Raw genomic sequence first — 21106 nt, forward strand, 5'->3', positions numbered from 1 at the left:
TTGCAGCCAGCGTTAATACTGCCGAGAAGGTAAAGTCGGGTATCAGGGGGAATCCTCGTGTGAAAACAGCCTGCTTTGCAGCAGGCTTCGGTTATACCGCCATCAACGAAGGTGACATAGCGCTGACGGGAACGCTCGGCGGATAAAAATAGCGCAGCACGTTATACAGCGAATAAAATTCTAGCCGATTACGGGCGTTGATTTTCTCTGTGATGTGGCGTTTGTGCACATAAACGGTGTGCGAGCTGATTTGCAGCTTTTTTGCGATGCGGTAATTGGGCATTTCCGCCATCCAGTGTTTCATCACCGTCAGCTCCTGCGGGCTGAACAGAGAGTGTTCCACGCTGCAATCCATCAGTGAGACCGGCTTTTCCCGCATCATGCGCAGGGTGACGGGTAATGTGGCTTTGTTGAACAGGAAAGCGTGGTCAGCGATGCGCATTGGTGTTTCGCTGTATGGGTACGGCGTGTCCAGATAAATAAACAACAGCGCGGATGGGGTGGCCTCGATAAAAGCCTGCAATTGAGCATCATCCTCACTGTAACGACAGTGTTTGGTAAGGTTGACCAGGATATGGCTTGGGCGGTAGTGATCCAGCAGCGGAGTTGCTTGTTCCAGGCTGTGGCAACATTTTACCTGGCTGAAAACATTGTCCGTAAAATAGTTATCGATACCGACCCGGGTGAAGCAGCATTCGTCCACGACAAGCAGTTTCATGGTGACGTCCTTGTTGAGCGAGAAATTACCAGGGGCATATCAGCTGTAAAATAGAACTTACACCACGGGGGATCAATTCGGAAATCCGGATACTTGCGCCAGAAATTTCCGTTGAAATATTATTCCCACTATATTTCAAATTGATACGCTAAATTCAGCGTGTAACTGCGGGGCATAACCGCCTCCGAACGTGTTGACGGGGGCGGTTGTGTCCATTGAGGAGGGTTATTTAAAGCGTTTGAGCGTAAAGGCAGAGATATCTATCGGTAAGGTTTTGTCCTCGGCAAACAGGGCGGCAATCTCGCCTAGCACGCTGGCAAATTTGAAGCCGTGGCCGCTCAGGCCGCTGATAACCATCAAGCGATCGCAGTCCGGCAGGGTATCAATAATGAAATCTTCATCCGGACTCATATCATAGCTGCATGCTTCACCGTGTAAACATACCCCTACACCCGGCAAGAATTGACGCAGGAAGTGGAAAACCTCGGTTCCGTCACTGGTGAAACTGCCAAAGGGCTTGCGCTGATCCGGCGTTTCCATCGGTTGCCCGCCATCGTGCTTGCCGATTTTCAGCCCGTCGTTATCGGCAGGGAAGCCGTAATAATGGCTGCCGTCTTGCGCTTCGACGGTGAACGCCGGGAAACGGTTGTTTATGCTGTAGCGGCCGTCGGCCTGATGCCAGGAAAATACTTTGCGCAGCGGCGAAATCGGCAATTGCGGCAGCAAAGCCTTGACCCAGGTACCAGTGGTGACCACGGCCTTACGGCCCTGAAAGCGACCTTCGGAGGTGACCACTTCGACACCGCCCTCGACAGGTTGCACCCCCGTGACCGGACAATTGAACAGCTGGCTGCAACCGGCTTCTTTGGCAAGCTTGATCAGGCTGGCAACCGCCTTTTCAGAACGCAGGAACCCGGCATCAGGTTCAAACACGCCGACGTAACCTTCCGGTGCATTGAATTCCGGCCAGCGTTGGTTAATCTGTTCTGCGCTCAGAAATTGTGTGTTAAGGCGGAATTTCTTCGCGCTGTTTTGCGCATTGTGGATGAATTCAGACGGCTCTGGACCCATATTCAGCACGCCGCAGTCCTGAAACAGTTCTTCGCCGGTTTGTTTTATCAACGCATTCCATAAGGCCTGGGCGCGGAGAATGAGCGGGACATATTTTTCGCCTTCGCCATAGGCATGGCGGATGATGCGGGTGTCACCGTGGTGGCTGCCGTTACGGTGTGGAGGCATGGCGCTGTCTATCATTAACACTTTCAAGCCGGCTCGAGTCGCATAGTAGCCTGCCGCCGCACCTACCGAACCGCTGCCCACAACAATTAAGTCATATTCCACGTGCCGTAACCTCTCTGTTATACGTTTCTTATTTCGTTATGATAAAAGGTTGAGCGCCGCAATGCACCCGTTGCGCTGCCTGTCGGCAAAGAAAAAGGCGCCAGAGAAAATCGCTGGCGCCTTAGGTTTTTTGGTGCGGTGAATTAGTGTTTTCTACGATCAAGGTCCTGGTAATCCGTTGCTTCAATCTTGGCGATGCCGGCTTCTAAGATATTGATTAATTGACGTGCGACATCTGTGGTGAGCCAAAGCGTTCTGTCTACTTGGGCGTCTTCGGGCGTCTGGTCTAGTGAAGACAGGTAATGAAGGCGTATCATCATGGCGTCATAAACGTCGACAGTACTGATATCCCAACCAACAAGCGGGTGCGTCTGAATTACTTCATCATTTCTGTCCATAAAGACCCCTTATTGAGTAGTAACTACCGTGAGTGACTAACGAGGATCAATGCGGCCCATCATCATGTGGGCCTTTACAGTATACGCATCTGATTTCGCGGGTGGAGCTTTTCCCTGCTTATTTTGTAAAATAAATATTTATTTGAGTGATTATTCTGCAGCACGCCATGAGAATACATACAGCATGGGGACGTCGCCGTCATTCAACAGCAGGAGGGGGCGGGGCGGCATGTAACCGTTTTTCCAGTTCTGCGGCCAGATGGGCAAAGTGATTCTGCGTTTCCGCATCACGATTTTGATTCTGCGATTCCAGCTTCAGGCTGTGAATCAATAGTTGATTGGCTTTGTCATCCAAACCAAAGGCCAGGTAGGAAAATGCCACTTCAAGTACGCTCAGCCGGCGTTTTTGATCGGCAATCAGCGCCAGCAGTTCGCCAAAGGTCATCGTTTCTTCGGTTTTAACCTTGTCCGGGGCCATGTCAAAGATCTCCTGTTAAAGCATTCAGTACAGACCAGATAAGGCTTTTCTTCCAGCAGAAATTTAACCGCGCGTTGCCAGGTTTCAAATACAAAAAAGCCGGAGAGCGACCCCCGGCAAAAACTACCTTGCAGTATTATTCTGCGCTAAACCAATCGTCGGCACTTTCCCAGGTTTCCTGGAGAATTTCCTCGATCAGGTCTTTATCTGTTTTCAGGCCGCCCAGTACTGAGAGCCCGTTGGAACCGGCATAACGCACCTGAACCACGGCATCTGGAAATTGGCGGTTTACCCGTTTGCCCAGCTCGCCGGTCAGCGCTTCAATGGCGCCTGCCGGTAGCGGTTTGGTTTTATCTATAGTGACTTCAACACGCATAATTGCCCCCGAAGCGATTTACTGGGTATTTATACAGTTAACCGCGCGTGGGGGCAATAGGCTGCGTTAAAAAAAGAAGATTATGCTTTCACTGACCACTTCAGCGTCTCTCCGGCAAGGAAGGGCACCACCGTTTCGCTGCCCATGGCGATCTCTTCTGCTTGAGTGGTTGGCACGCGCTGCAGTTCGATGAAGTCGGCATTCACCGGCAGACCATAGAAGCCTGGCCCGTTCAGGGAACAGAAAGCTTCCAGGTGCTCTAATGCGCCCAGTTCTTCGAACACGCTGGCATAGGCCGGAATAGCGTTAGGCGCGTTGAATACGCCTGCACAACCGCAGCTCGATTCCTTACGGTGTTTGGCATGAGGGGCGGAGTCGGTACCGAGGAAGAAACGATCCGAACCGCTGGCAACGGCTTTGCGCAGCGCATCCTGGTGAATATTACGCTTGAGGATCGGCAGGCAGAACAGGTGCGGACGAATGCCCCCCACCAGCATGTGGTTACGGTTAAACATCAGATGCTGCGGGGTGATAGTCGCGCCAAGGAATCGATTGCCTTCTTGGACGTACTGCGCCGCTTCTTTAGTAGTGATGTGCTCGAAGACAATTTTCAACTCCGGGAACTGGCGACGAATCGGCTCCATAACCTGTTCAATAAAGCGAGCCTCGCGATCGAAAATATCGACGGCGGCATCGGTCACTTCACCGTGAATCAGCAGTGGCATGCCGATTTTTTGCATTTGCTCAAACAGCGGGTAGATGGCCTTCACATCGCTGACGCCATGGCTGGAGTTGGTCGTGGCATTGGCAGGGTAGAGCTTAGCCGCAGTGAAAACGCCTTGCTCAAACCCATTAACCAGTTCTGCCGCGGCCAGTGAATTAGTCAGGTAGCAGGTCATCAGCGGGGTAAAGTTGTGCCCCTGAGGGACGGCTGCCTGAATGCGATCGCGATACGCTCGGGCGGCTTCTACGGTAGTAATTGGCGGAGCCAGGTTGGGCATCACAATCGCCCGGCCAAATACCTGACTGGTATAGGGCAAAACCGTTTTCAGCATATCGTCGTCACGCAAATGGATATGCCAGTCGTCAGGGCGGCGGATTTTCAGGGCTTGAGGCTGTGCGGTCATGTTACAAGGCTCCGGCGGTTAGATTCGGGTCTAAGTAAAAGCGAATAATGGGGCTTATTCACGCCGGGGCATAAGGATAAGCGGAAAGTGCCTGCGATGCATCTGTTTGTTCACGGCAAGTTGAAATCAATTGGTTATCGGGTGCATAGTGACAAGGATTCTAATGATCCCCGAGCCAAAACTTTCGGGTTATCAACATTAATCACATTGGAATGGGAGAATAAAATGGAAGTGCGAGTTATTGCCACCCTGCAGGCTAAACCCGAGTTTGTTTCGGCCGTCAGCGATGCAGTGCATGAGATTATCGATCCAAGCCGCCAGGAATTGGGCAATCTGCAATATGACCTGCACCGCGATCTCGAGAAGCCAGGAACTTTCGTGTTCTTTGAACGCTGGGCAAGTGCAGAGGCGCTGGAAAAACACAACGCCACCGAGCATTTTAAGCGGTTTGTCGCCAGTATTGACGGCAAGCTGGATTTGCTGGATATCAAACAATTGAAAAAAATTGCCTGAGTTTATTTCGGCAATAAAAAACCCGCCATCAGGCGGGTTTTTTTATCGAAGCAGATTACCTTATTCGTTAACCGGCTGCGGTTTGGTTGCCGGTGCGGTAGCTTGATTTACCGCCGCATGGCCACCGGCTGAGCCTTTACCTTCGAAGGCGAAGGAAGGACGCTGCCAATCGCTGTGTTGCTGCTGCTCAGGCACATAGTCCGGAGCAGGGGCCTTGGTCATTGGCGCCGTAGCGATATGCTTGTACAGCGTACCAGCCTGTACCGGTGCGGGTTGCTGTTGCACTGCCGGCGCTGGTTTTTCAACAACGGCCGGAGCTACAGTTTCCTGAACCGGGGCAGCTTCAACGACAGGTGCAGCCGGCTCGGTGACGGCTTCTGCCACGGTTGCCGTTTCTTCCACCACCAAGACTGGTGTTGCCTCTGCTACTGGGGTTTCTTCAACCTCAGGAGCAGTTTCAACCGCTGGTGCAGCCTCAATGGCTGGGGCTTTTTCGACCGCAGCGGCTGCTTCAACCACTGCGGTTTCTTCAACTGCTGGTGTTTCAGCTGCTACCGGAGTTTCTTCAGCCTGAGCAGTAATGATTGGCTCGGCGGTTTCAACAACCGGTTGGGCTTCTTCAACTGCTTCAACCGCGACTGCCACAGCTTCCGGCTGGTTAACCGGTGCGGTTTCCTGCTCTGCGACCGCGGCAACCACCGGAGCGGCCACGCTGACGGCTTCTGGTGCCATGACGTTGTCGGCAGCGATTTGGCTAGCTTCAGCCTGAACTTCAGCCTCTTCAACCATTTGCGCAGCTTGTGTGACAGGGTAACTCACCCAGACCTTGCCTGACGCCATTTCTGGTGAGGCAAAAGCCCCCGCCAGTGGCATTGGCGACTGAGTTGGGTAACGCTCGTCACGGTAACGACGACGACGCTGACCGCTAACGCGCAGGTGGCGAGGTGAACGACGTGAGCGGCGTGGCATGCCGTTTTCGCCATTAGCGCGGTTGTCACCCTGTGCATCGTCTTCGGCCTGCGCTTCAACGGTTTCCGGCAGCAGTTTAACGCTGTCTTCGGCCTGAGCAGGTTTCGCGTCCTGAGCTTTCGCTACCGGCGTTTTAGGTGCCAGCAGCTCTTCCGCTGCGCGATGCAGCTCTTCTTCCGCGGACAGCACACGAACCTTCTGCGACAGAGGACGACGTTGACGACGCTGCATGTTCTGCATCTGACGTTCTTCGTGATCTTCATCGCTGGCGGTGGTGGCAGTGGCAGCTTCTGTACTTTCCAGTGCGGCCACTTCTTGCTGAGCCTGACGCTTTTCTTCCTGACGACGGCGTTGACGCTCGGCACGCTGCTCACGGCGCTGTTGCTGCTCTTCGCGCTGTGCCTTGGCGGCTTCTTCAGACTGCGGCTCATCGGTAACCGTGGCAGTGGTTTGCTGCGCATTGCGACGGTTGCGGCGCTGCTCGTCACGCACTTCACGTGTTTCACGGCCTTCGCGGTTATCGCGCGGTTCGCGATTTTCACGCGGCTCACGATTATCACGATCGCGGTTATCACGGCCTTCACCGCGCTCTTTGCGTTCACCGCGTTCTGGACGATCGCTACGTTCACCGCGCTCACCACGGTCTTTACGACCGGTACCCTGACGACGTTGACCGCGACGATCCTGGCGACGGTTTTCACCGTTGCTTTCGGTCTTAGGCGCTTCAACCACAGGTTTGGCTTCGACAACCGGCTGTTCTTCACCGGCAAACAGCGCTTTCAGACCACCAAACAGACGGCCCAACAGACCAGGTTTGGCAGCGGCTGGTGCAGCTTGTTTGGTTGCTGTTGCCGCAACGGCGGGCTGAGTAGCAACGGCTTCTTCAGCCGGTGGTGGTGCATCGGCGGCCAGCGAGAACGAGGCCAGAGCCGGCTGTTCCGGGCGTTTGCGCTCCATCGGCGCATCTTCCAACGGCTGAGCCATCTCTTCTTCGTGCAGTTTCGGCAACAGGTAGCTCAGGGTTGGTGTTTCTTCACCCTTACGTACGCGCAGCACAGAGTAGTGTGGGGTTTGCATCTGATCGTTCGGCACGATGATCGCTTTCACGCCACCCTGACGTTTTTCGATCGCGCTCACCGATTCACGTTTTTCGTTCAGCAGGTAAGAAGCCACCTGAACTGGCACGATAGCGTGAACTTCTTTGGTGTTTTCTTTCAGCGCTTCTTCTTCGATCAAACGAAGAATGGACAGCGCCAGAGATTCGTTATCACGGATGGTGCCGGTGCCGTTACAGCGTGGGCAAACGTGATGGCTGGATTCACCCAGTGACGGGCTGAGGCGCTGACGCGACATCTCAAGCAGACCGAAACGGGAAATGCGGCCGATCTGGATACGCGCACGGTCTTGACGCACGGCATCGCGCAGGCGGTTTTCAACTTCACGCTGGTGGCGAACCGGGGTCATATCGATAAAGTCGATAACGATCAGACCGCCGAGGTCACGCAGGCGCAGCTGGCGAGCTATCTCGTCTGCCGCTTCCAGGTTGGTGTTGAACGCAGTTTCTTCGATATCGCCGCCGCGGGTTGCGCGCGCGGAGTTGATGTCGATAGCGGTCAGCGCTTCGGTAGAGTCGATAACGATCGAACCGCCGGAAGGCAGGCGAACTTCACGCTGGAAGGCGGATTCGATTTGAGATTCGATTTGGTAGTGGCTGAACAGAGGGATTTCACCGCTGTACAGTTTGATTTTGCTGCTGAAATCCGGACGGCCCAGGGCAGCGATGTGCTCTTTGGCCAGATCGAGAACTTTTGGATTGTCGATCAGGATTTCGCCGATGTCCGGGCGCAGATAGTCGCGGAATGCACGTACGATGACGTTGCTTTCCTGATGGATCAGGAAGGGCGCAGCGCGGCCTTCAGCGGCTTTTTTAATCGCTTCCCAGTGCTTCAGGCGGAAAGAGAGATCCCACTGCAATGCATCGGCCGATTTGCCAACGCCTGCGGTACGAACAATCAGGCCCATGCCATCCGGGAGTTGTAGAGAAGAAAGCGCTTCTTTCAATTCAGTGCGGTCGTCACCTTCGATGCGGCGTGAAATACCACCGGCACGTGGGTTGTTCGGCATCAGAACCAAATAACTGCCGGCCAGGCTGATGAAGGTGGTCAAGGCGGCGCCTTTGTTGCCACGTTCTTCTTTATCAACCTGAACGATCACTTCCTGTCCTTCGCGCAGCACATCTTTGATGTTCGGGCGACCATGGGAGGAGTAGTTACTTGGGAAGTATTCGCGAGCGATTTCTTTAAGAGGGAGGAAACCATGTCGTTCGGCGCCGTAATCTACGAACGCTGCTTCAAGACTTGGTTCTATACGAGTGATTTTGCCTTTGTAAATATTCGCTTTTTTCTGTTCATGACCCGGACTTTCAATATCCAAATCATACAGCCGCTGTCCATCTACGAGGGCAACACGCAACTCTTCCTGCTGAGTTGCGTTAATCAACATTCTTTTCATCTTAACTTACTCGTTATTTTTACATTATCGACAAAGCTGCGGGCAAAATAACCTCATGGCCGGATTAAAACCGAAAACCCCGTGTCTTCTCGCAAAGCCGTCAACCTCACGGTTGTCGCCTGCATAGGGGCGCATTATCTCGGTAAGCCTGTATTTCTTTGTGAAAAACAGCACTTTTACTAGGGGAATAGCCTCTGATTTACGTCGACAGATCTGATTCCATTTGCCGGCCAAGCTGCAACCCGCAGCCCGCTAATTGTTTGATTTCACATTACGTCTTACGCCATTGCTGCGTTTTTGCGCCATCAGACAAATTTTATAATTCCACCGTTTTCCCTGTTTAACGAGAATCAACGTGGAAAGTAAACGCATTATTCCACTGCTGATACTGTTATAGCAAGGTGACTTTTCCTTAACTGCGGAAGAAATCGCAAACGTTCAAACCGGCTTGCTGCCTTATTGTCCGTCAGGGTTTCTCCTGCAGTCAGAGAGACAGTTAAGCACAGAAAAAGAAGTGGCGCTATTTACGCGCTCTATTTAGAATCCCGCTCCATGAAAACGAACATTCCTGCAGTACAATTAATCACGATTTCTGATGACGAAGCCGGTCAACGAATCGACAACTTTCTGCTTGCTCGCCTGAAAGGCGTGCCGAAGAGCATGATTTACCGCATCGTACGCAAAGGCGAGGTACGGGTTAATAAAGGACGCATCAAGGCTGAATACAAGCTGGCGGCTGGTGACGTGGTGCGAGTACCGCCGGTCCGCGTTGCCGAACGTGAAGACGCGCCGGTTTCCGCCAAGCTGGACAAAGTGGCGGCACTGGCCGATTGCATTTTGTATGAAGACGATCATTTGCTGCTGCTGAACAAGCCTTCAGGCACCGCGGTGCACGGTGGCAGCGGCCTGAGCTTTGGCGTGATTGAGGGCCTGCGCGCGCTGCGCCCGGAAGCCCGTTTCCTGGAACTGGTGCACCGACTGGATCGCGATACTTCCGGCGTGTTACTGGTGGCGAAAAAACGTTCTGCACTGCGTTCGCTGCATGAGCAATTGCGGCTGAAAGGCATGCAGAAGGATTATCTGGCGCTGGTGCGCGGCCAATGGCAGTCGCATTGTAAAGCCGTGCAGGCACCGTTGCTGAAAAACATTCTGCAAAGCGGCGAACGTATCGTGCGCGTCAATAGCGAAGGCAAACCGTCGGAAACCCGCTTCAAGGTAGAGGAACGTTTTGAGCATGCCACGCTGGTCAAGGCGAGCCCGATTACCGGGCGCACCCACCAGATCCGCGTTCACACCTTGCACGCAGGGCACCCGATAGCCTTCGATGACCGCTATGGCGATCGCGAATTCGATCGCCAGTTGGCCGGTACCGGGCTCAAACGCCTGTTCTTGCATGCCGCGGCACTGCGGTTCGAACATCCGGGCACTGGCGAAACCATGCGTATCGAAGCGCCGATGGACCAGGAGTTGCGCCACTGCCTGCAGGTATTGCGCAAGCAGGCCAAAGGCCAGTAAGTAAAAGTATTTTATACCAGCGGGTTGATGCCTTCAGCCCGCAGCATCTCCAGCAGGGCTATCAGCGGCAGACCGATCAACCCATTCGGATCTCGCCCCTCCAGTTTATCGAACAACGCAATACCCAGGCCTTCACTTTTAAAACTGCCCGCACAGTTGAGCGGCTGTTCAAGGCGCACATAAGCGCTGATTTCTGCGTCGCTCAGCACACGGAAATGCACATGGAAGGGCTCGCAAAGCGCCTGCAGGTGATGGCTGCGGCTGTTGTACAGCGCCAGACCGGTATAAAACGTCACCCTTTGGCCGCTGGCCTGGCGCAATTGGGCACAGGCGTTCTCTTCGGTATGCGGTTTCCCGGTTATTTTACCCTCGATCACGCAGACCTGGTCGGAACCGATAATCAAATGGTCAGGATAGGCGATGGCCAATGCCTGGGCTTTCGCCGTCGCCAGCCGTAAGACCAGCGCTTCGGCGGTTTCCCCGGCCAATGGGGTTTCATCGACCTGCGGCGCGTCACAGGTAAAAGGCAGATGCAGTTTTTCCAACAGCATCTTGCGGTAGGTCGAGGTGGAGGCGAGGAGTAGTCTCTGCATAATTTTTTTCGTAAACCATAGCGTAAATGGAGAGGTCATTTTAAACTGTCCGCCGCTGAGGAAGCGAATATTGGTGAAAGGTGCCGTTTTACGGCCTTTTTCTTTGACTCTAAGTCGTTACAAAGTTAATATGCGCGCCCTATGCAAAAGGTAAAATTACCCTTGACCATTGATGCGGTACGTACCGCTCAGAAACGCCTGGACTATGTTGGTTCCTATGCGCCTGAGCAGGTTACACGTGTTGCTGCCTCTGTGGTCAGTGTGGACAGTGATGTTGAGGTCTCGTTATCTTTCGATATTGATAACCAGCGCCTCGCGGTGATAACAGGGCATGCGGACGTCCAGGTAATGCTGATGTGCCAACGCTGCGGAGTCCCGTTCGAACACCATGTTCACACAACATATTGTTTTAGCCCGGTCGTCAATGATGAGCAGGCTGAGGCATTACCGGGGGCGTACGAGCCGATCGAAGTCGATGAGTTTGGCGAAGTTGATCTGCTGGCAATGATTGAAGACGAAATTATTCTTTCACTGCCTGTCGTCCCGGTACATGAATCTGAACACTGTGAAGTGTCCGAAGCGGACATGGTCTTTGGCAAACTGCCTCCAGAGGCGGAGAAACCAAACCCATTTGCCGTATTAGCCAGTTTAAAGCGTAAGTAATTAAGGAGTAAGGTCCATGGCCGTACAACAAAATAAACCAACCCGTTCCAAACGTGGCATGCGTCGTTCACACGATGCTCTGACCACCACCACTTTGTCTGTTGATGCGACTTCTGGTGAAACTCATCGTCGTCACCACATCACTGCCGACGGTTTCTACCGCGGTCGCAAGGTTATCGGCTAAGTAGCGGTACCTTGACTCGTCTAACCCTGGCGTTAGATGCAATGGGCGGGGACTTCGGTCCCTGCGTCACAGTGCCTGCTTCATTGCAGGCACTGGCCTCTAATTTACAGCTTCATCTTCTGCTGGTCGGCAATCCCGACACCCTCTCTCCTTTACTTGCCAAAGCCGATCCGGTTCTTCTGGAACGTTTGCAAGTCGTGCCCGCTGAATCTGTGATTGCCGGCGACGCCAAACCCTCACAAGCGATTCGTGCCAGCCGTGGCACTTCCATGCGCATTGCGCTGGAACTGACCAAAAACGGTGATGCACAGGGCTGTGTCAGCGCGGGTAATACCGGTGCGCTGATGGGGTTGGCGAAGATGCTGATTAAGCCGTTGGACGGTATTGAACGTCCGGCGCTGATGACGGTGATCCCGAATCAGCTGGGCGGTAAAACCGTGGTGCTGGATCTGGGCGCCAACGTCGAATGCGACAGCACCATGCTGGTGCAGTTTGCGGTGATGGGCGCGGTGATGGCCGAAGAGGTGGTGGGGATTGCGCAACCACGCGTGGCGCTGCTGAATATTGGTGAAGAAGAAACCAAAGGCCTGGATAATATCCGCGAAGCGGCCGCCGTGCTAAAAAATACTCCGGCAATCAACTATATTGGTTACCTGGAAGGCAACGATCTTCTCACCGGGAAAACCGATGTGATGGTCTGCGACGGCTTTGTGGGTAACGTCACCCTGAAAACCATGGAAGGGGTGGTAAGAGTATTTTTATCGCTGCTGAAATCATCCGGAGACGGTGGCAAGCAGGCGTGGTGGTTAAAATTGTTGGGCCGTTGGTTGCAAAAACGGGTGGTAAAGCGGTTCGGCCACCTGAACCCCGACCAGTATAATGGCGCATGTCTGTTAGGATTGCGCAGCACCGTAATCAAGAGCCACGGCGCTGCGAACCCGCACGCGTTTGCAGTTGCAATCGAACAGGCTGTGCAGGCGGTGCAGCGGCAAGTCCCTGACAGGATTGCTGCGCGCCTTGAAGCTGTATTACCTAAGAGTGACTGATCGTACATGTATACAAAGATTCTCGGTACGGGGAGTTATTTACCCGTACAAGTGCGCACCAACGCTGACCTTGAAAAAATGGTGGATACCTCTGACGAGTGGATCGTCACTCGCACCGGTATCCGTGAACGCCGCATTGCCGCCGCTGATGAAACCGTGGCGACGATGGGCTTCCATGCTGCTGAAAAAGCGCTGGAAATGGCAGGTGTGGCTAAAGAAGATATCGGGCTGATCGTTGTGGCGACCACCACTTCGAGCCACGCATTCCCAAGTTCTGCCTGCCAGGTGCAGCAGATGCTCGGGATTAAAGATTGTGCGGCTTTCGATCTGGCTGCAGCCTGCGCCGGTTTCACCTACGCGTTGAGCGTTGCCGATCAGTACGTTAAGAACGGCGCGGTGAAGCGTGCACTGGTGATTGGTGCAGACGTGCTTTCTCGCACGCTGGATCCTGACGATCGCGGTACCATCATCCTGTTTGGTGATGGCGCTGGCGCAGTGGTGCTGGGCGCTTCTGAAGAGCCGGGCATTCTGTCGACTCACCTGCATGCGGACGGCACCTACGGCGGCCTGCTGACGTTGCCATTCAAGGATCGTCAGGATCAGGAAAAGCCGGCCTATGTCACCATGGCAGGCAATGAAGTCTTCAAGGTTGCGGTTACCGAACTGGCTCACATCGTTGACGAAACGCTGCAGGCCAATGATCTGGACCGCAGCCAGCTGGATTGGCTGGTGCCGCACCAGGCCAACCTGCGCATTATCAGCGCAACGGCAAAAAAACTGGGTATGGGGATGGATAAAGTGGTGGTGACGCTTGATCGTCACGGTAACACCTCTGCCGCCTCGGTCCCCGCAGCGCTCGATGAAGCGGTGCGCGATGGGCGGATCCAGCGCGGCCAACTGGTGCTGCTGGAAGCCTTCGGCGGCGGCTTTACCTGGGGCTCGGCGCTGGTTCGTTTCTGATTAACAGGAAGAAAAAATGACGCAATTTGCTTTTGTTTTCCCAGGCCAGGGCTCACAGTCCCTGGGCATGCTGGCCGATTTGGCCGCTCAATATCCGATCGTTGAAGCGACTTTCAGCGAAGCCTCTTCCGTTCTGGGTTACGACCTGTGGCAACTGGTGCAGCAAGGGCCGGCGGAAGAACTGAACAAAACCTGGCAAACGCAGCCGGCATTGCTGGCCGCCTCAGTGGCGATTTTCCGCGTTTGGCAGCAGCAGGGCGGCAAAATGCCGGCCATCATGGCCGGCCACAGCCTGGGTGAATACTCGGCGCTGGTTTGTGCGGGCGTGCTGGATTTCCAGGCGGCAATCCGTCTGGTTGAGCTGCGCGGCAAACTGATGCAGGAAGCGGTGCCGGAAGGCACTGGCGCGATGTCCGCCATCATTGGTCTGGACAACGCGGCTATCGCCAAGGCTTGTGAAGAGTCTGCCCAAGGGCAGGTTGTTTCCCCGGTGAACTTCAATTCCCCGGGCCAGGTGGTGATCGCCGGCAATAAAGAAGCGGTTGAACGTGCAGGCGCAGCCTGTAAAGCGGCTGGCGCCAAGCGTGCGCTGCCGTTGCCGGTGAGCGTGCCTTCGCACTGTGCACTGATGAAGCCGGCTGCAGACAAACTGGCCGTGGCGTTGCAGGACATCACCTTCAGCGCTCCGCAGGTGCCGGTGGTAAATAACGTCGACGTGCGTGCTGAAAGCGAGCCAGAAGCGATCCGCAGCGCGCTGGTGCGTCAGTTGTACAGCCCGGTACGTTGGACCGAGAGCGTTGAGTTTATGGCAGCACAGGGCGTTACGTCGCTGCTAGAGGTTGGTCCGGGCAAGGTTCTGACCGGTCTGACTAAACGTATTGTTGATACCCTGACGGCGGCGGCGGTGAATGACGCTGCCAGCCTGACAGCGGCGCTTGAACAATAAAGAGGAAAACAATGAGCTTCGAAGGTAAAGTTGTTCTGGTCACCGGCGCGAGCCGGGGTATTGGCCGGGCTATTGCAGAAACGTTTGTGGCACGCGGCGCTAAAGTGATCGGCACCGCCACTAGTGAAAGCGGCGCTGAGGCTATCAGCAGCTACCTGGGCGCGAACGGCAAAGGGTTTGCATTGAACGTGGTCGATGCTCAATCTATCGACAGCGTTCTGGCATCTATTCGTGCTGAATTTGGCGAAATCGACATTTTAGTGAATAATGCCGGCATTACGCGTGATAACCTCCTGATGCGTATGAAGGACGACGAGTGGCAGGATATCCTGAACACCAATCTGACTTCCGTATTCCGTCTGTCAAAAGCGGTAATGCGAGCTATGATGAAAAAGCGGTTTGGCCGGATCATCACCATCGGTTCCGTTGTTGGTACCATGGGGAACGCAGGGCAGGCTAATTACGCGGCGGCTAAAGCCGGTCTGATTGGCTTTAGTAAGTCTTTGGCACGTGAAGTTGCTTCGCGTGGCATTACGGTCAACGTCGTGGCACCTGGCTTTATTGAGACGGACATGACACGGGCGTTGACAGATGATCAACGCGCAGGCATTTTGTCATCAGTTCCAGCCAATCGGCTGGGGGATGCTAAAGAAATCGCCAGCGCTGTTGCATTTTTAGCCTCTGATGAGGCTGGCTACATCACCGGTGAAACGTTACATGTCAATGGCGGCATGTACATGATTTAAAAAATGCGAAAACTATTTGCGTTATTTGGGGTAAAAACCGCAAAATAGCGTAAAATCGTGGTTTGACCAGCCGGGATTTAGTTGCATCTTTTTCAACATTTTATACACTACGAAAACCATCGCGAAAGCGAGTTTTGATAGGAAATTTAAGAGTATGAGCACTATCGAAGAACGCGTTAAGAAAATCATTGTTGAGCAGTTGGGTGTTAAACAGGAAGAAGTTTTAAATAACGCTTCTTTCGTTGAAGATCTGGGTGCTGATTCTCTTGACACCGTTGAGCTGGTAATGGCTCTGGAAGAAGAGTTCGACACCGAGATTCCAGACGAAGAAGCTGAGAAAATCACTACTGTTCAGGCAGCTATTGATTTCATCAACGCCAGCCAGCAGTAAGAGAACATATCTAGGCGGTCACTCGACCGCCTAAGTTTTTTCTATCCCTAGTGTCATATTTTTCCCTCCTTGGAGGACAAACGTGTCTAAGCGTCGAGTAGTTGTGACCGGACTGGGCATGTTGTCTCCTGTCGGCAATACGGTAGAGTCCACATGGAACGCTCTTCTTGCCGGTCAGAGTGGCATCAGCCTGATCGACCATTTCGATACCTCTGCCTATGCGACCAAGTTTGCAGGCCTGGTAAAGAATTTTAATTCAGAAGATTTCATCTCCCGCAAAGATGCGCGCAAGATGGACGCCTTCATCCAGTACGGTATCGCAGCCGGCATGCAAGCCATGCAGGACGCACAACTGGATATCACCGAGGCTAACGCCAGCCGCATTGGTGCCGCTATCGGCTCCGGTATTGGCGGCCTGGGTTTGATTGAAGAGAACCACAGTTCACTGGTTAACGGTGGCCCACGGAAAATCAGTCCGTTCTTTGTGCCGTCAACCATTGTAAACATGATTGCAGGCCACCTGACTATCATGTACGGCATGCGTGGCCCGAGCATTTCGATCGCCACCGCCTGTACCTCAGGTGTGCACAACATCGGCCACGCCGCGCGTATCATTGCTTACAATGATGCTGACGTCATGCTGGCCGGTGGGGCAGAAAAAGCCAGTACCCCGTTGGGCGTCGGCGGCTTTGGCGCAGCACGCGCGTTGTCGACCCGCAACGAAGATCCGCAGGCAGCCAGCCGCCCTTGGGACAAGGACCGTGATGGTTTTGTTCTGGGTGACGGTGCCGGCATGATGGTGCTGGAAGAGTACGAGCACGCCAAAAAACGCGGCGCCAAGATTTATGCTGAAGTTGTTGGCTTTGGGATGAGCAGCGATGCTTATCACATGACGTCACCACCGGAAAACGGTGCGGGCGCTGCACTGGCGATGGAAAATGCGTTGCTTGATGCCGGTGTGACCACGTCACAAATCGGCTATATCAATGCACACGGTACCTCAACGCCGGCCGGCGACAAAGCCGAAACGCAGGCGGTGAAGTCGGTATTTGGCAGCGATGCGCAGCGCGTGATGGTCAGCTCGACCAAATCGATGACCGGCCACCTGTTGGGTGCGGCGGGTGCAATTGAGTCGATCTTCACCGTACTGGCATTGCGTGACCAGGCCGTTCCGCCAACCATCAACCTGGATAACCCGGATGAAGGTTGCGATCTGGATTTCGTTCCGCACGAAGCACGCCAGGTAAGCGATATGCAGTACACGCTGTGTAACTCCTTCGGTTTCGGCGGCACCAACGGTTCTCTGATCTTCCGCAGAGTGTAACGCTCTTTGTTGGCGGTCAGCAAAAAGCCCGGTTTTTAACCGGGCTTTTTTATGTCAGTTACTCAGGCTGAGATTGTTTGAAGGCATTATTTTATGCTTTTCCCCGCAGTGAATACTGTTTGATTGCCGAGAGTCGCCTGCCACATTTCAAACTGGGTTCGCCATTCTGCAAAGGGTGGACTTAGCTGGCGGGGATCGCCGCTCATGGAATAGGCCATTCCTTCGATTAGCCATGAGGGTTTGGTCAGCATAGCGAGATTGCCGAATGATTCTGCCTGGCGATAGTGGATCATTTCATGAGTCAGATAGAATGTTGTCCAACCGCGTGGCGCAACAATCAGGCCAATATTGCCGACTGCGACGGCCGCACGCTTTCCCATGCCGAACCTCTCGGCACAAGCTTGAGTGCTGCAAAATACCACCCGTGGGTTACTGGAAAAGGGCCCGACCGCGGTGCGAGTGTGCGCATAAGCGGTTTGATAAAGCTTTTGGGCATCGCCAAATCTTGCAAGATTGTCCGTGCAAATGGTCACCGTTGGGCATGAGATCCCCGGCATCAGAGCCGGAACGGCAACGCGCAGCTGTTTTATCGCGACCAGTCCGGTAATAATCAGTATGCTGAATGTAATGAGTGAAATTATAAATATCCGTTTATATTTCATGATGATACCCGATGCTTTCAAGATCGGCAGCATAGCATCGGTTAATGCGGATGAAAAGTGAGCGCACGGGTGTTCAGGTTTATTACTCGCGTTAGCGGCGGCTGCTAATGGCGTCGGGGCCTGTTATTCTGTAGTGGAAACCAAAGCGGTCAGGGGAAGTCTATGTACTGGATAAACGGGCAGCAACACGATGCGCTGGCGCCAAGCGATCGCGGCTTGCAGTTTGGCGACGGCTGTTTCACTACCGCACGAGTGGTTGAGGGCAAGATTGATCTGCTGCCCTGGCATATCGAACGTCTGCAGCAGTCGGCACAGCGGCTGATGCTGCCTGCCTGTGACTGGGATGCGTTGGAATATGAAATGGTGCGCGCGGCAGAATCTATCCCGCAGGGCGTGGTCAAAGCGATACTGACGCGCGGCAGCGGTGGGCGTGGTTACAGTCCAAAAGGATGTGAGCATCCCACGCGGATTGTTTCTCGCAGCGCCTACCCGATGCACTATTTGCAATGGCGCGAGCAGGGCATCAGCCTGGCGCTTAGCCCGGTAACGCTGGCTCGTCATCCGCTGCTGGCGGGGTTGAAACACCTGAATCGTTTGGAGCAGGTGTTGATCCGCGCGCATCTTGACCAGACGGCCGCCGACGAGGCGCTGGTGCTTGACACTGCCGGTATGCTGGTGGAATGCTGTGCGGCTAATTTGTTCTGGCGAAAGGGAAAAGCGGTCTTCACGCCGGATCTGAGCCAAGCGGGCGTGGCTGGACTGATGCGGCGCCGGGTGATTGAGCTGCTCGCGGGCAGCCGGTACTCATTACATTACGTCAGTGAGCCACTGGAGACGCTGGCCGACGCCGAAGAAGTGCTGGTGAGCAATGCGCTAATGCCATTGCTGCCGGTGAACATCGCGCAATCCTGGCATTACTCTTCGCGCCAACTCTATGATTTTTTGCGCCCACACTGTTAACGATGGCTGATTGATGAAGAAAAGAAAGCTGAAGTTCGTTTCTATTATTGTTGTTCTGGTATTGGGCCTGCTGTTGTGGGGATATCAGAAGGTTGAACGCTTCGCGGATACGCCTCTGGCGATCCAGCAGGAAGCCATTTTTAAACTGCCGGCGGGTACCGGGCGGGTAGCGCTGGAAGGGCTGCTGGTTCGTGACAAGCTGATCCGCAACGGCATGTGGTTCCCGTGGCTGCTGCGTGTGGAGCCGCAGCTGGCGGAGTTTAAGGCCGGTACCTATCGCTTTACGCCTGGCATGACGGTGCGCGAGATGCTCAAACTGCTGGCCAGCGGCAAAGAAGCCCAGTTCAGCGCGCGCTTTATCGAAGGCTCTCGCCTGCGTGACTGGCTGACGGTGCTGCAACAGTCCAAATACCTCAAACATACGCTGGCGGGCAAAAGCGAAACGGAAATTGCCGTGGCGTTGGGCTTGCCGGAGGGGACTCATCCTGAAGGGCGCCTGTACCCCGATACCTACCTGTACACGGCGGGCATGAGCGACATTGCGTTGTTAAAGCGAGCTCATTTGCGAATGACCAAGGCGCTGGAAGATGCCTGGCAAGGTCGCGACACCAGCCTGCCATACAAAACGCCCGAAGAGCTGCTGACCATGGCCTCGATCATTGAGAAAGAGACCGCCGTGCCGGAAGAACGCACCAAGGTGGCTTCCGTCTTTATTAACCGCCTGCGCATTGGCATGCGTTTGCAGACCGACCCAACGGTGATTTACGGCATGGGCGATAGCTATAATGGCGATATCACCCGCAAAGATTTGGAAACGCCGACGGCGTACAACACCTATGTGATCAACGGCCTGCCGCCAACGCCGATTGCCATGCCTGGCAAGGCTTCGCTGGCCGCCGCCGCCAATCCGGCGAAAACCCCTTATCTGTACTTTGTTGCCGACGGCAAAGGCGGGCATCAATTTACCACTAACCTGGCCAGCCATAATCAGGCGGTGCGCGCCTATCGCCAGGCGTTGAAGGAAAAGAATGAAAAGTAAATTTGTGGTTATCGAAGGGCTCGAGGGCGCGGGCAAAACTACCGCTCGCGATACCGTGGTTGACGTACTGCGCCAGCACGGCATCAACGATATTGTCTTTACCCGTGAACCTGGTGGTACGCCGTTGGCAGAAAAGCTGCGCGACCTGTTCAAGCGCGGCGTGGACGGTGAGCTGCCGACCATCAAAGCCGAGGTGCTGATGCTGTACGCAGCCCGCGTGCAATTGGTGGAAACGGTGATCAAACCGGCGTTGGCGCGTGGTGCCTGGGTGGTTGGCGATCGTCACGATTTGTCTTCTCAGGCCTATCAGGGGGGCGGTCGCGGAGTCGATCAGCAACTGATGGCCTCGCTGCGTGACACCGTGCTGGGCGATTTTTACCCGGACCTGACGCTGTATCTGGATTTGCCGCCGTTAGTGGGGCTGCAACGTGCCCGCGCACGCGGCGAATTGGATCGCATCGAACAAGAGGCGCTGCCGTTCTTTGAACGCACCCGCGCGCGCTATCTGGAACTGGCGGCGCAGGACGAGTCCATTGTCACCGTTGACGCGGCCCAATCGCTGGAGCAGGTGACGGCAGCGATTCGTCACAGCGTCAGCCAATGGCTGCAGCAGGAAGGCGCGTAATGAACTGGTACCCGTGGCTGAATACCCCTTACCGGCAGTTGGTCGGGCAATATGCTGCCGATCGCGGTCATCATGCCTTGCTGCTGCACGCGGCGGCGGGCAATGGCGAAGAAGCGCTGGCCTATGGGCTGAGCCGTTGGCTGATTTGCCAGCGCCGTAACGGAGAGAAAAGCTGCGGTGAATGTCATAGCTGCCGGTTAATGCTGGCGGGCAATCACCCGGATTATCATGTGCTGACGCCGGAAAAGGGCAAAAGCAGTCTTGGCGTGGAGCCCATTCGTCAGGTGATTGAGATCCTTTACTCCCATGCTCAGCAGGGCGGAGCCAAGGTGATCTGGTTGCCGCAGGCGGAGCTGCTGACCGAGGCGGCTGCCAATGCGTTGTTGAAAACATTGGAAGAGCCGCCGGAAAAAACCTATTTCCTGCTGAGCTGCCGTGAGCCTTCACGCCTGTTGGCGACGTTGCGCAGCCGCTGTTTGTACTGGCACCTCGCCAGCCCGGACGAACAGCTCAGCCTGCAGTGGTTAAACCGACAGACGTCGGGAAATCAGGTCGATCTGCTGACCGCATTGCGTCTGCATGATGGCGCTCCTCTGGCCGCCGAGCAGTTGTTGCAGCCGGAACGTTGGCAGCAGCGTAGCGCGCTGTGTACCGCCCTGAGCGCTGCTTTGCCGCAGCATGACATGCTGTCCTTGCTGCCGGTGTTGAATCACGAAGACGTCGCCGAGCGGCTACACTGGTTATGCGCATTGCTGGTCGACGCCATGAAATGGCAACAGGGGGCGGCGAGTTTTGCCCTCAACCAGGATCAGCAACCCTTGGTGTATCAACTGGCTAGCCGTTTGAGCAGCAACTCGCTGCAGCAAGTGGTGCAACAATGGCTTAATTGCCGCCACCAGTTGCTCAGTGTGGTCGGCGTTAACCGTGAACTGCTGCTGACCGAACAGTTACTTGGCTGGGAGCAGATGCTCGGCGCTACCGGCTATTCTCACCCTCATTCGCTGTAAAAGAGTTAAATATT

At 54.7% G+C, this 21106-nt stretch carries 23 protein-coding genes; 14 read left to right on the forward strand and 9 right to left on the reverse strand.

Going from position 1 to position 21106, the window contains the following annotated elements; genetic code table 11:
- Positions 1-91 precede the first annotated feature (91 nt).
- From AC1RKG_RS06905 to pyrC, 6 genes are all read right to left on the reverse strand, one after another.
- Positions 92-718 (reverse strand): LuxR C-terminal-related transcriptional regulator, encoded by a 627-nt coding sequence (locus AC1RKG_RS06905; protein WP_020826324.1) that lies wholly within the window; start codon positions 716-718, stop codon positions 92-94.
- A 225-nt stretch (positions 719-943) separates the two neighbouring features.
- Positions 944-2059 (reverse strand): N-methyl-L-tryptophan oxidase, encoded by a 1116-nt coding sequence (gene solA / locus AC1RKG_RS06910; protein ID WP_020826325.1) that lies wholly within the window; start codon positions 2057-2059, stop codon positions 944-946.
- A gap of 143 nt (positions 2060-2202) precedes the next feature.
- Positions 2203-2457, reverse strand: a complete 255-nt coding sequence (bssS, locus tag AC1RKG_RS06915; RefSeq protein ID WP_020826326.1) for a biofilm formation regulator BssS — start codon at positions 2455-2457, stop codon at positions 2203-2205.
- Positions 2458-2656: 199 nt separating this feature from the next.
- The gene (locus AC1RKG_RS06920) at positions 2657-2935 is read right to left on the reverse strand and encodes a hypothetical protein (RefSeq protein WP_020826327.1); all 279 of its coding nucleotides are present in this window, start codon (positions 2933-2935) and stop codon (positions 2657-2659) included.
- A 136-nt stretch (positions 2936-3071) separates the two neighbouring features.
- Positions 3072-3311, reverse strand: a complete 240-nt coding sequence (gene dinI / locus AC1RKG_RS06925; RefSeq protein WP_020826328.1) for a DNA damage-inducible protein I — start codon at positions 3309-3311, stop codon at positions 3072-3074.
- An 80-nt stretch (positions 3312-3391) separates the two neighbouring features.
- A complete protein-coding gene (pyrC, locus tag AC1RKG_RS06930; protein WP_262255236.1) occupies positions 3392-4438 on the reverse strand; it encodes a dihydroorotase in 1047 nt (348 codons plus the stop codon).
- Positions 4439-4663: 225 nt separating this feature from the next.
- On the opposite strand from pyrC, the gene AC1RKG_RS06935 reads away from it, so the two are divergent.
- Entirely contained in the window at positions 4664-4951 is a 288-nt protein-coding gene (locus tag AC1RKG_RS06935) for a putative quinol monooxygenase (protein WP_020826330.1), read from the forward strand.
- Between the two features lie 60 nt (positions 4952-5011).
- On the opposite strand, the gene rne is transcribed toward AC1RKG_RS06935, so the two are convergent.
- Positions 5012-8431 (reverse strand): ribonuclease E, encoded by a 3420-nt coding sequence (gene rne / locus AC1RKG_RS06940; protein WP_493182460.1) that lies wholly within the window; start codon positions 8429-8431, stop codon positions 5012-5014.
- 552 nt (positions 8432-8983) lie between these two features.
- On the opposite strand from rne, the gene rluC reads away from it, so the two are divergent.
- Entirely contained in the window at positions 8984-9946 is a 963-nt protein-coding gene (gene rluC, locus AC1RKG_RS06945; protein ID WP_020826332.1) for a 23S rRNA pseudouridine(955/2504/2580) synthase RluC, read from the forward strand.
- A gap of 11 nt (positions 9947-9957) precedes the next feature.
- On the opposite strand, the gene AC1RKG_RS06950 is transcribed toward rluC, so the two are convergent.
- Positions 9958-10539 carry a Maf family protein gene (locus AC1RKG_RS06950; protein ID WP_493182461.1) on the reverse strand — a complete coding sequence of 194 codons (582 nt, stop codon included), beginning with the start codon at positions 10537-10539 and terminating at the stop codon, positions 9958-9960.
- A gap of 141 nt (positions 10540-10680) precedes the next feature.
- Between AC1RKG_RS06950 and yceD the strand changes: the two genes are divergently transcribed.
- The 8 genes from yceD (at position 10681) to fabF (ending at position 16799) form a co-directional block, all read left to right on the forward strand.
- Positions 10681-11202, forward strand: coding sequence for a 23S rRNA accumulation protein YceD (gene yceD / locus AC1RKG_RS06955; RefSeq protein WP_020826334.1), 522 nt, complete (start codon positions 10681-10683; stop codon positions 11200-11202).
- Between the two features lie 16 nt (positions 11203-11218).
- A complete protein-coding gene (rpmF, locus tag AC1RKG_RS06960; protein WP_004943042.1) occupies positions 11219-11386 on the forward strand; it encodes a 50S ribosomal protein L32 in 168 nt (55 codons plus the stop codon).
- A gap of 11 nt (positions 11387-11397) precedes the next feature.
- Positions 11398-12432, forward strand: a complete 1035-nt coding sequence (gene plsX / locus AC1RKG_RS06965) for a phosphate acyltransferase PlsX (RefSeq protein WP_071827011.1) — start codon at positions 11398-11400, stop codon at positions 12430-12432.
- A 6-nt stretch (positions 12433-12438) separates the two neighbouring features.
- Positions 12439-13392 carry a beta-ketoacyl-ACP synthase III gene (locus AC1RKG_RS06970; protein ID WP_041414443.1) on the forward strand — a complete coding sequence of 318 codons (954 nt, stop codon included), beginning with the start codon at positions 12439-12441 and terminating at the stop codon, positions 13390-13392.
- A 16-nt stretch (positions 13393-13408) separates the two neighbouring features.
- Complete coding sequence (gene fabD, locus AC1RKG_RS06975) at positions 13409-14338, forward strand: ACP S-malonyltransferase (RefSeq protein WP_493182463.1); 930 nt, start codon at positions 13409-13411, stop codon at positions 14336-14338.
- Between the two features lie 11 nt (positions 14339-14349).
- Positions 14350-15084, forward strand: coding sequence for a 3-oxoacyl-ACP reductase FabG (gene fabG / locus AC1RKG_RS06980; protein WP_020826338.1), 735 nt, complete (start codon positions 14350-14352; stop codon positions 15082-15084).
- Positions 15085-15238: 154 nt separating this feature from the next.
- Positions 15239-15475, forward strand: coding sequence for an acyl carrier protein (gene acpP / locus AC1RKG_RS06985; RefSeq protein ID WP_004719003.1), 237 nt, complete (start codon positions 15239-15241; stop codon positions 15473-15475).
- An 82-nt stretch (positions 15476-15557) separates the two neighbouring features.
- On the forward strand, positions 15558-16799 hold the full coding sequence (gene fabF, locus AC1RKG_RS06990; RefSeq protein ID WP_115059148.1) for a beta-ketoacyl-ACP synthase II: 1242 nt from the start codon (positions 15558-15560) through the stop codon (positions 16797-16799).
- 86 nt (positions 16800-16885) lie between these two features.
- On the opposite strand, the gene AC1RKG_RS06995 is transcribed toward fabF, so the two are convergent.
- Positions 16886-17461 (reverse strand): hypothetical protein, encoded by a 576-nt coding sequence (locus AC1RKG_RS06995; RefSeq protein ID WP_493182465.1) that lies wholly within the window; start codon positions 17459-17461, stop codon positions 16886-16888.
- 162 nt (positions 17462-17623) lie between these two features.
- Between AC1RKG_RS06995 and pabC the strand changes: the two genes are divergently transcribed.
- The 4 genes from pabC to holB are packed head-to-tail and all read left to right on the forward strand — an operon-like array spanning position 17624 to position 21092.
- On the forward strand, positions 17624-18421 hold the full coding sequence (gene pabC / locus AC1RKG_RS07000; RefSeq protein WP_020826340.1) for an aminodeoxychorismate lyase: 798 nt from the start codon (positions 17624-17626) through the stop codon (positions 18419-18421).
- Between the two features lie 13 nt (positions 18422-18434).
- A complete protein-coding gene (mltG, locus tag AC1RKG_RS07005) occupies positions 18435-19460 on the forward strand; it encodes an endolytic transglycosylase MltG (RefSeq protein WP_259216811.1) in 1026 nt (341 codons plus the stop codon).
- Positions 19450-20085 carry a dTMP kinase gene (gene tmk / locus AC1RKG_RS07010; protein WP_130015538.1) on the forward strand — a complete coding sequence of 212 codons (636 nt, stop codon included), beginning with the start codon at positions 19450-19452 and terminating at the stop codon, positions 20083-20085. The genes mltG and tmk overlap by 11 nt, the downstream gene beginning before the upstream one ends.
- Positions 20085-21092: a DNA polymerase III subunit delta' gene (gene holB / locus AC1RKG_RS07015; RefSeq protein WP_493182468.1), complete on the forward strand. Its 1008-nt coding sequence runs from the start codon at positions 20085-20087 to the stop codon at positions 21090-21092. Before tmk ends, holB begins: the two co-directional genes overlap by 1 nt.
- Positions 21093-21106: the final 14 nt, after the last annotated feature.

Source organism: Serratia sp. GW822-FHT06D09, assembly GCF_058799515.1.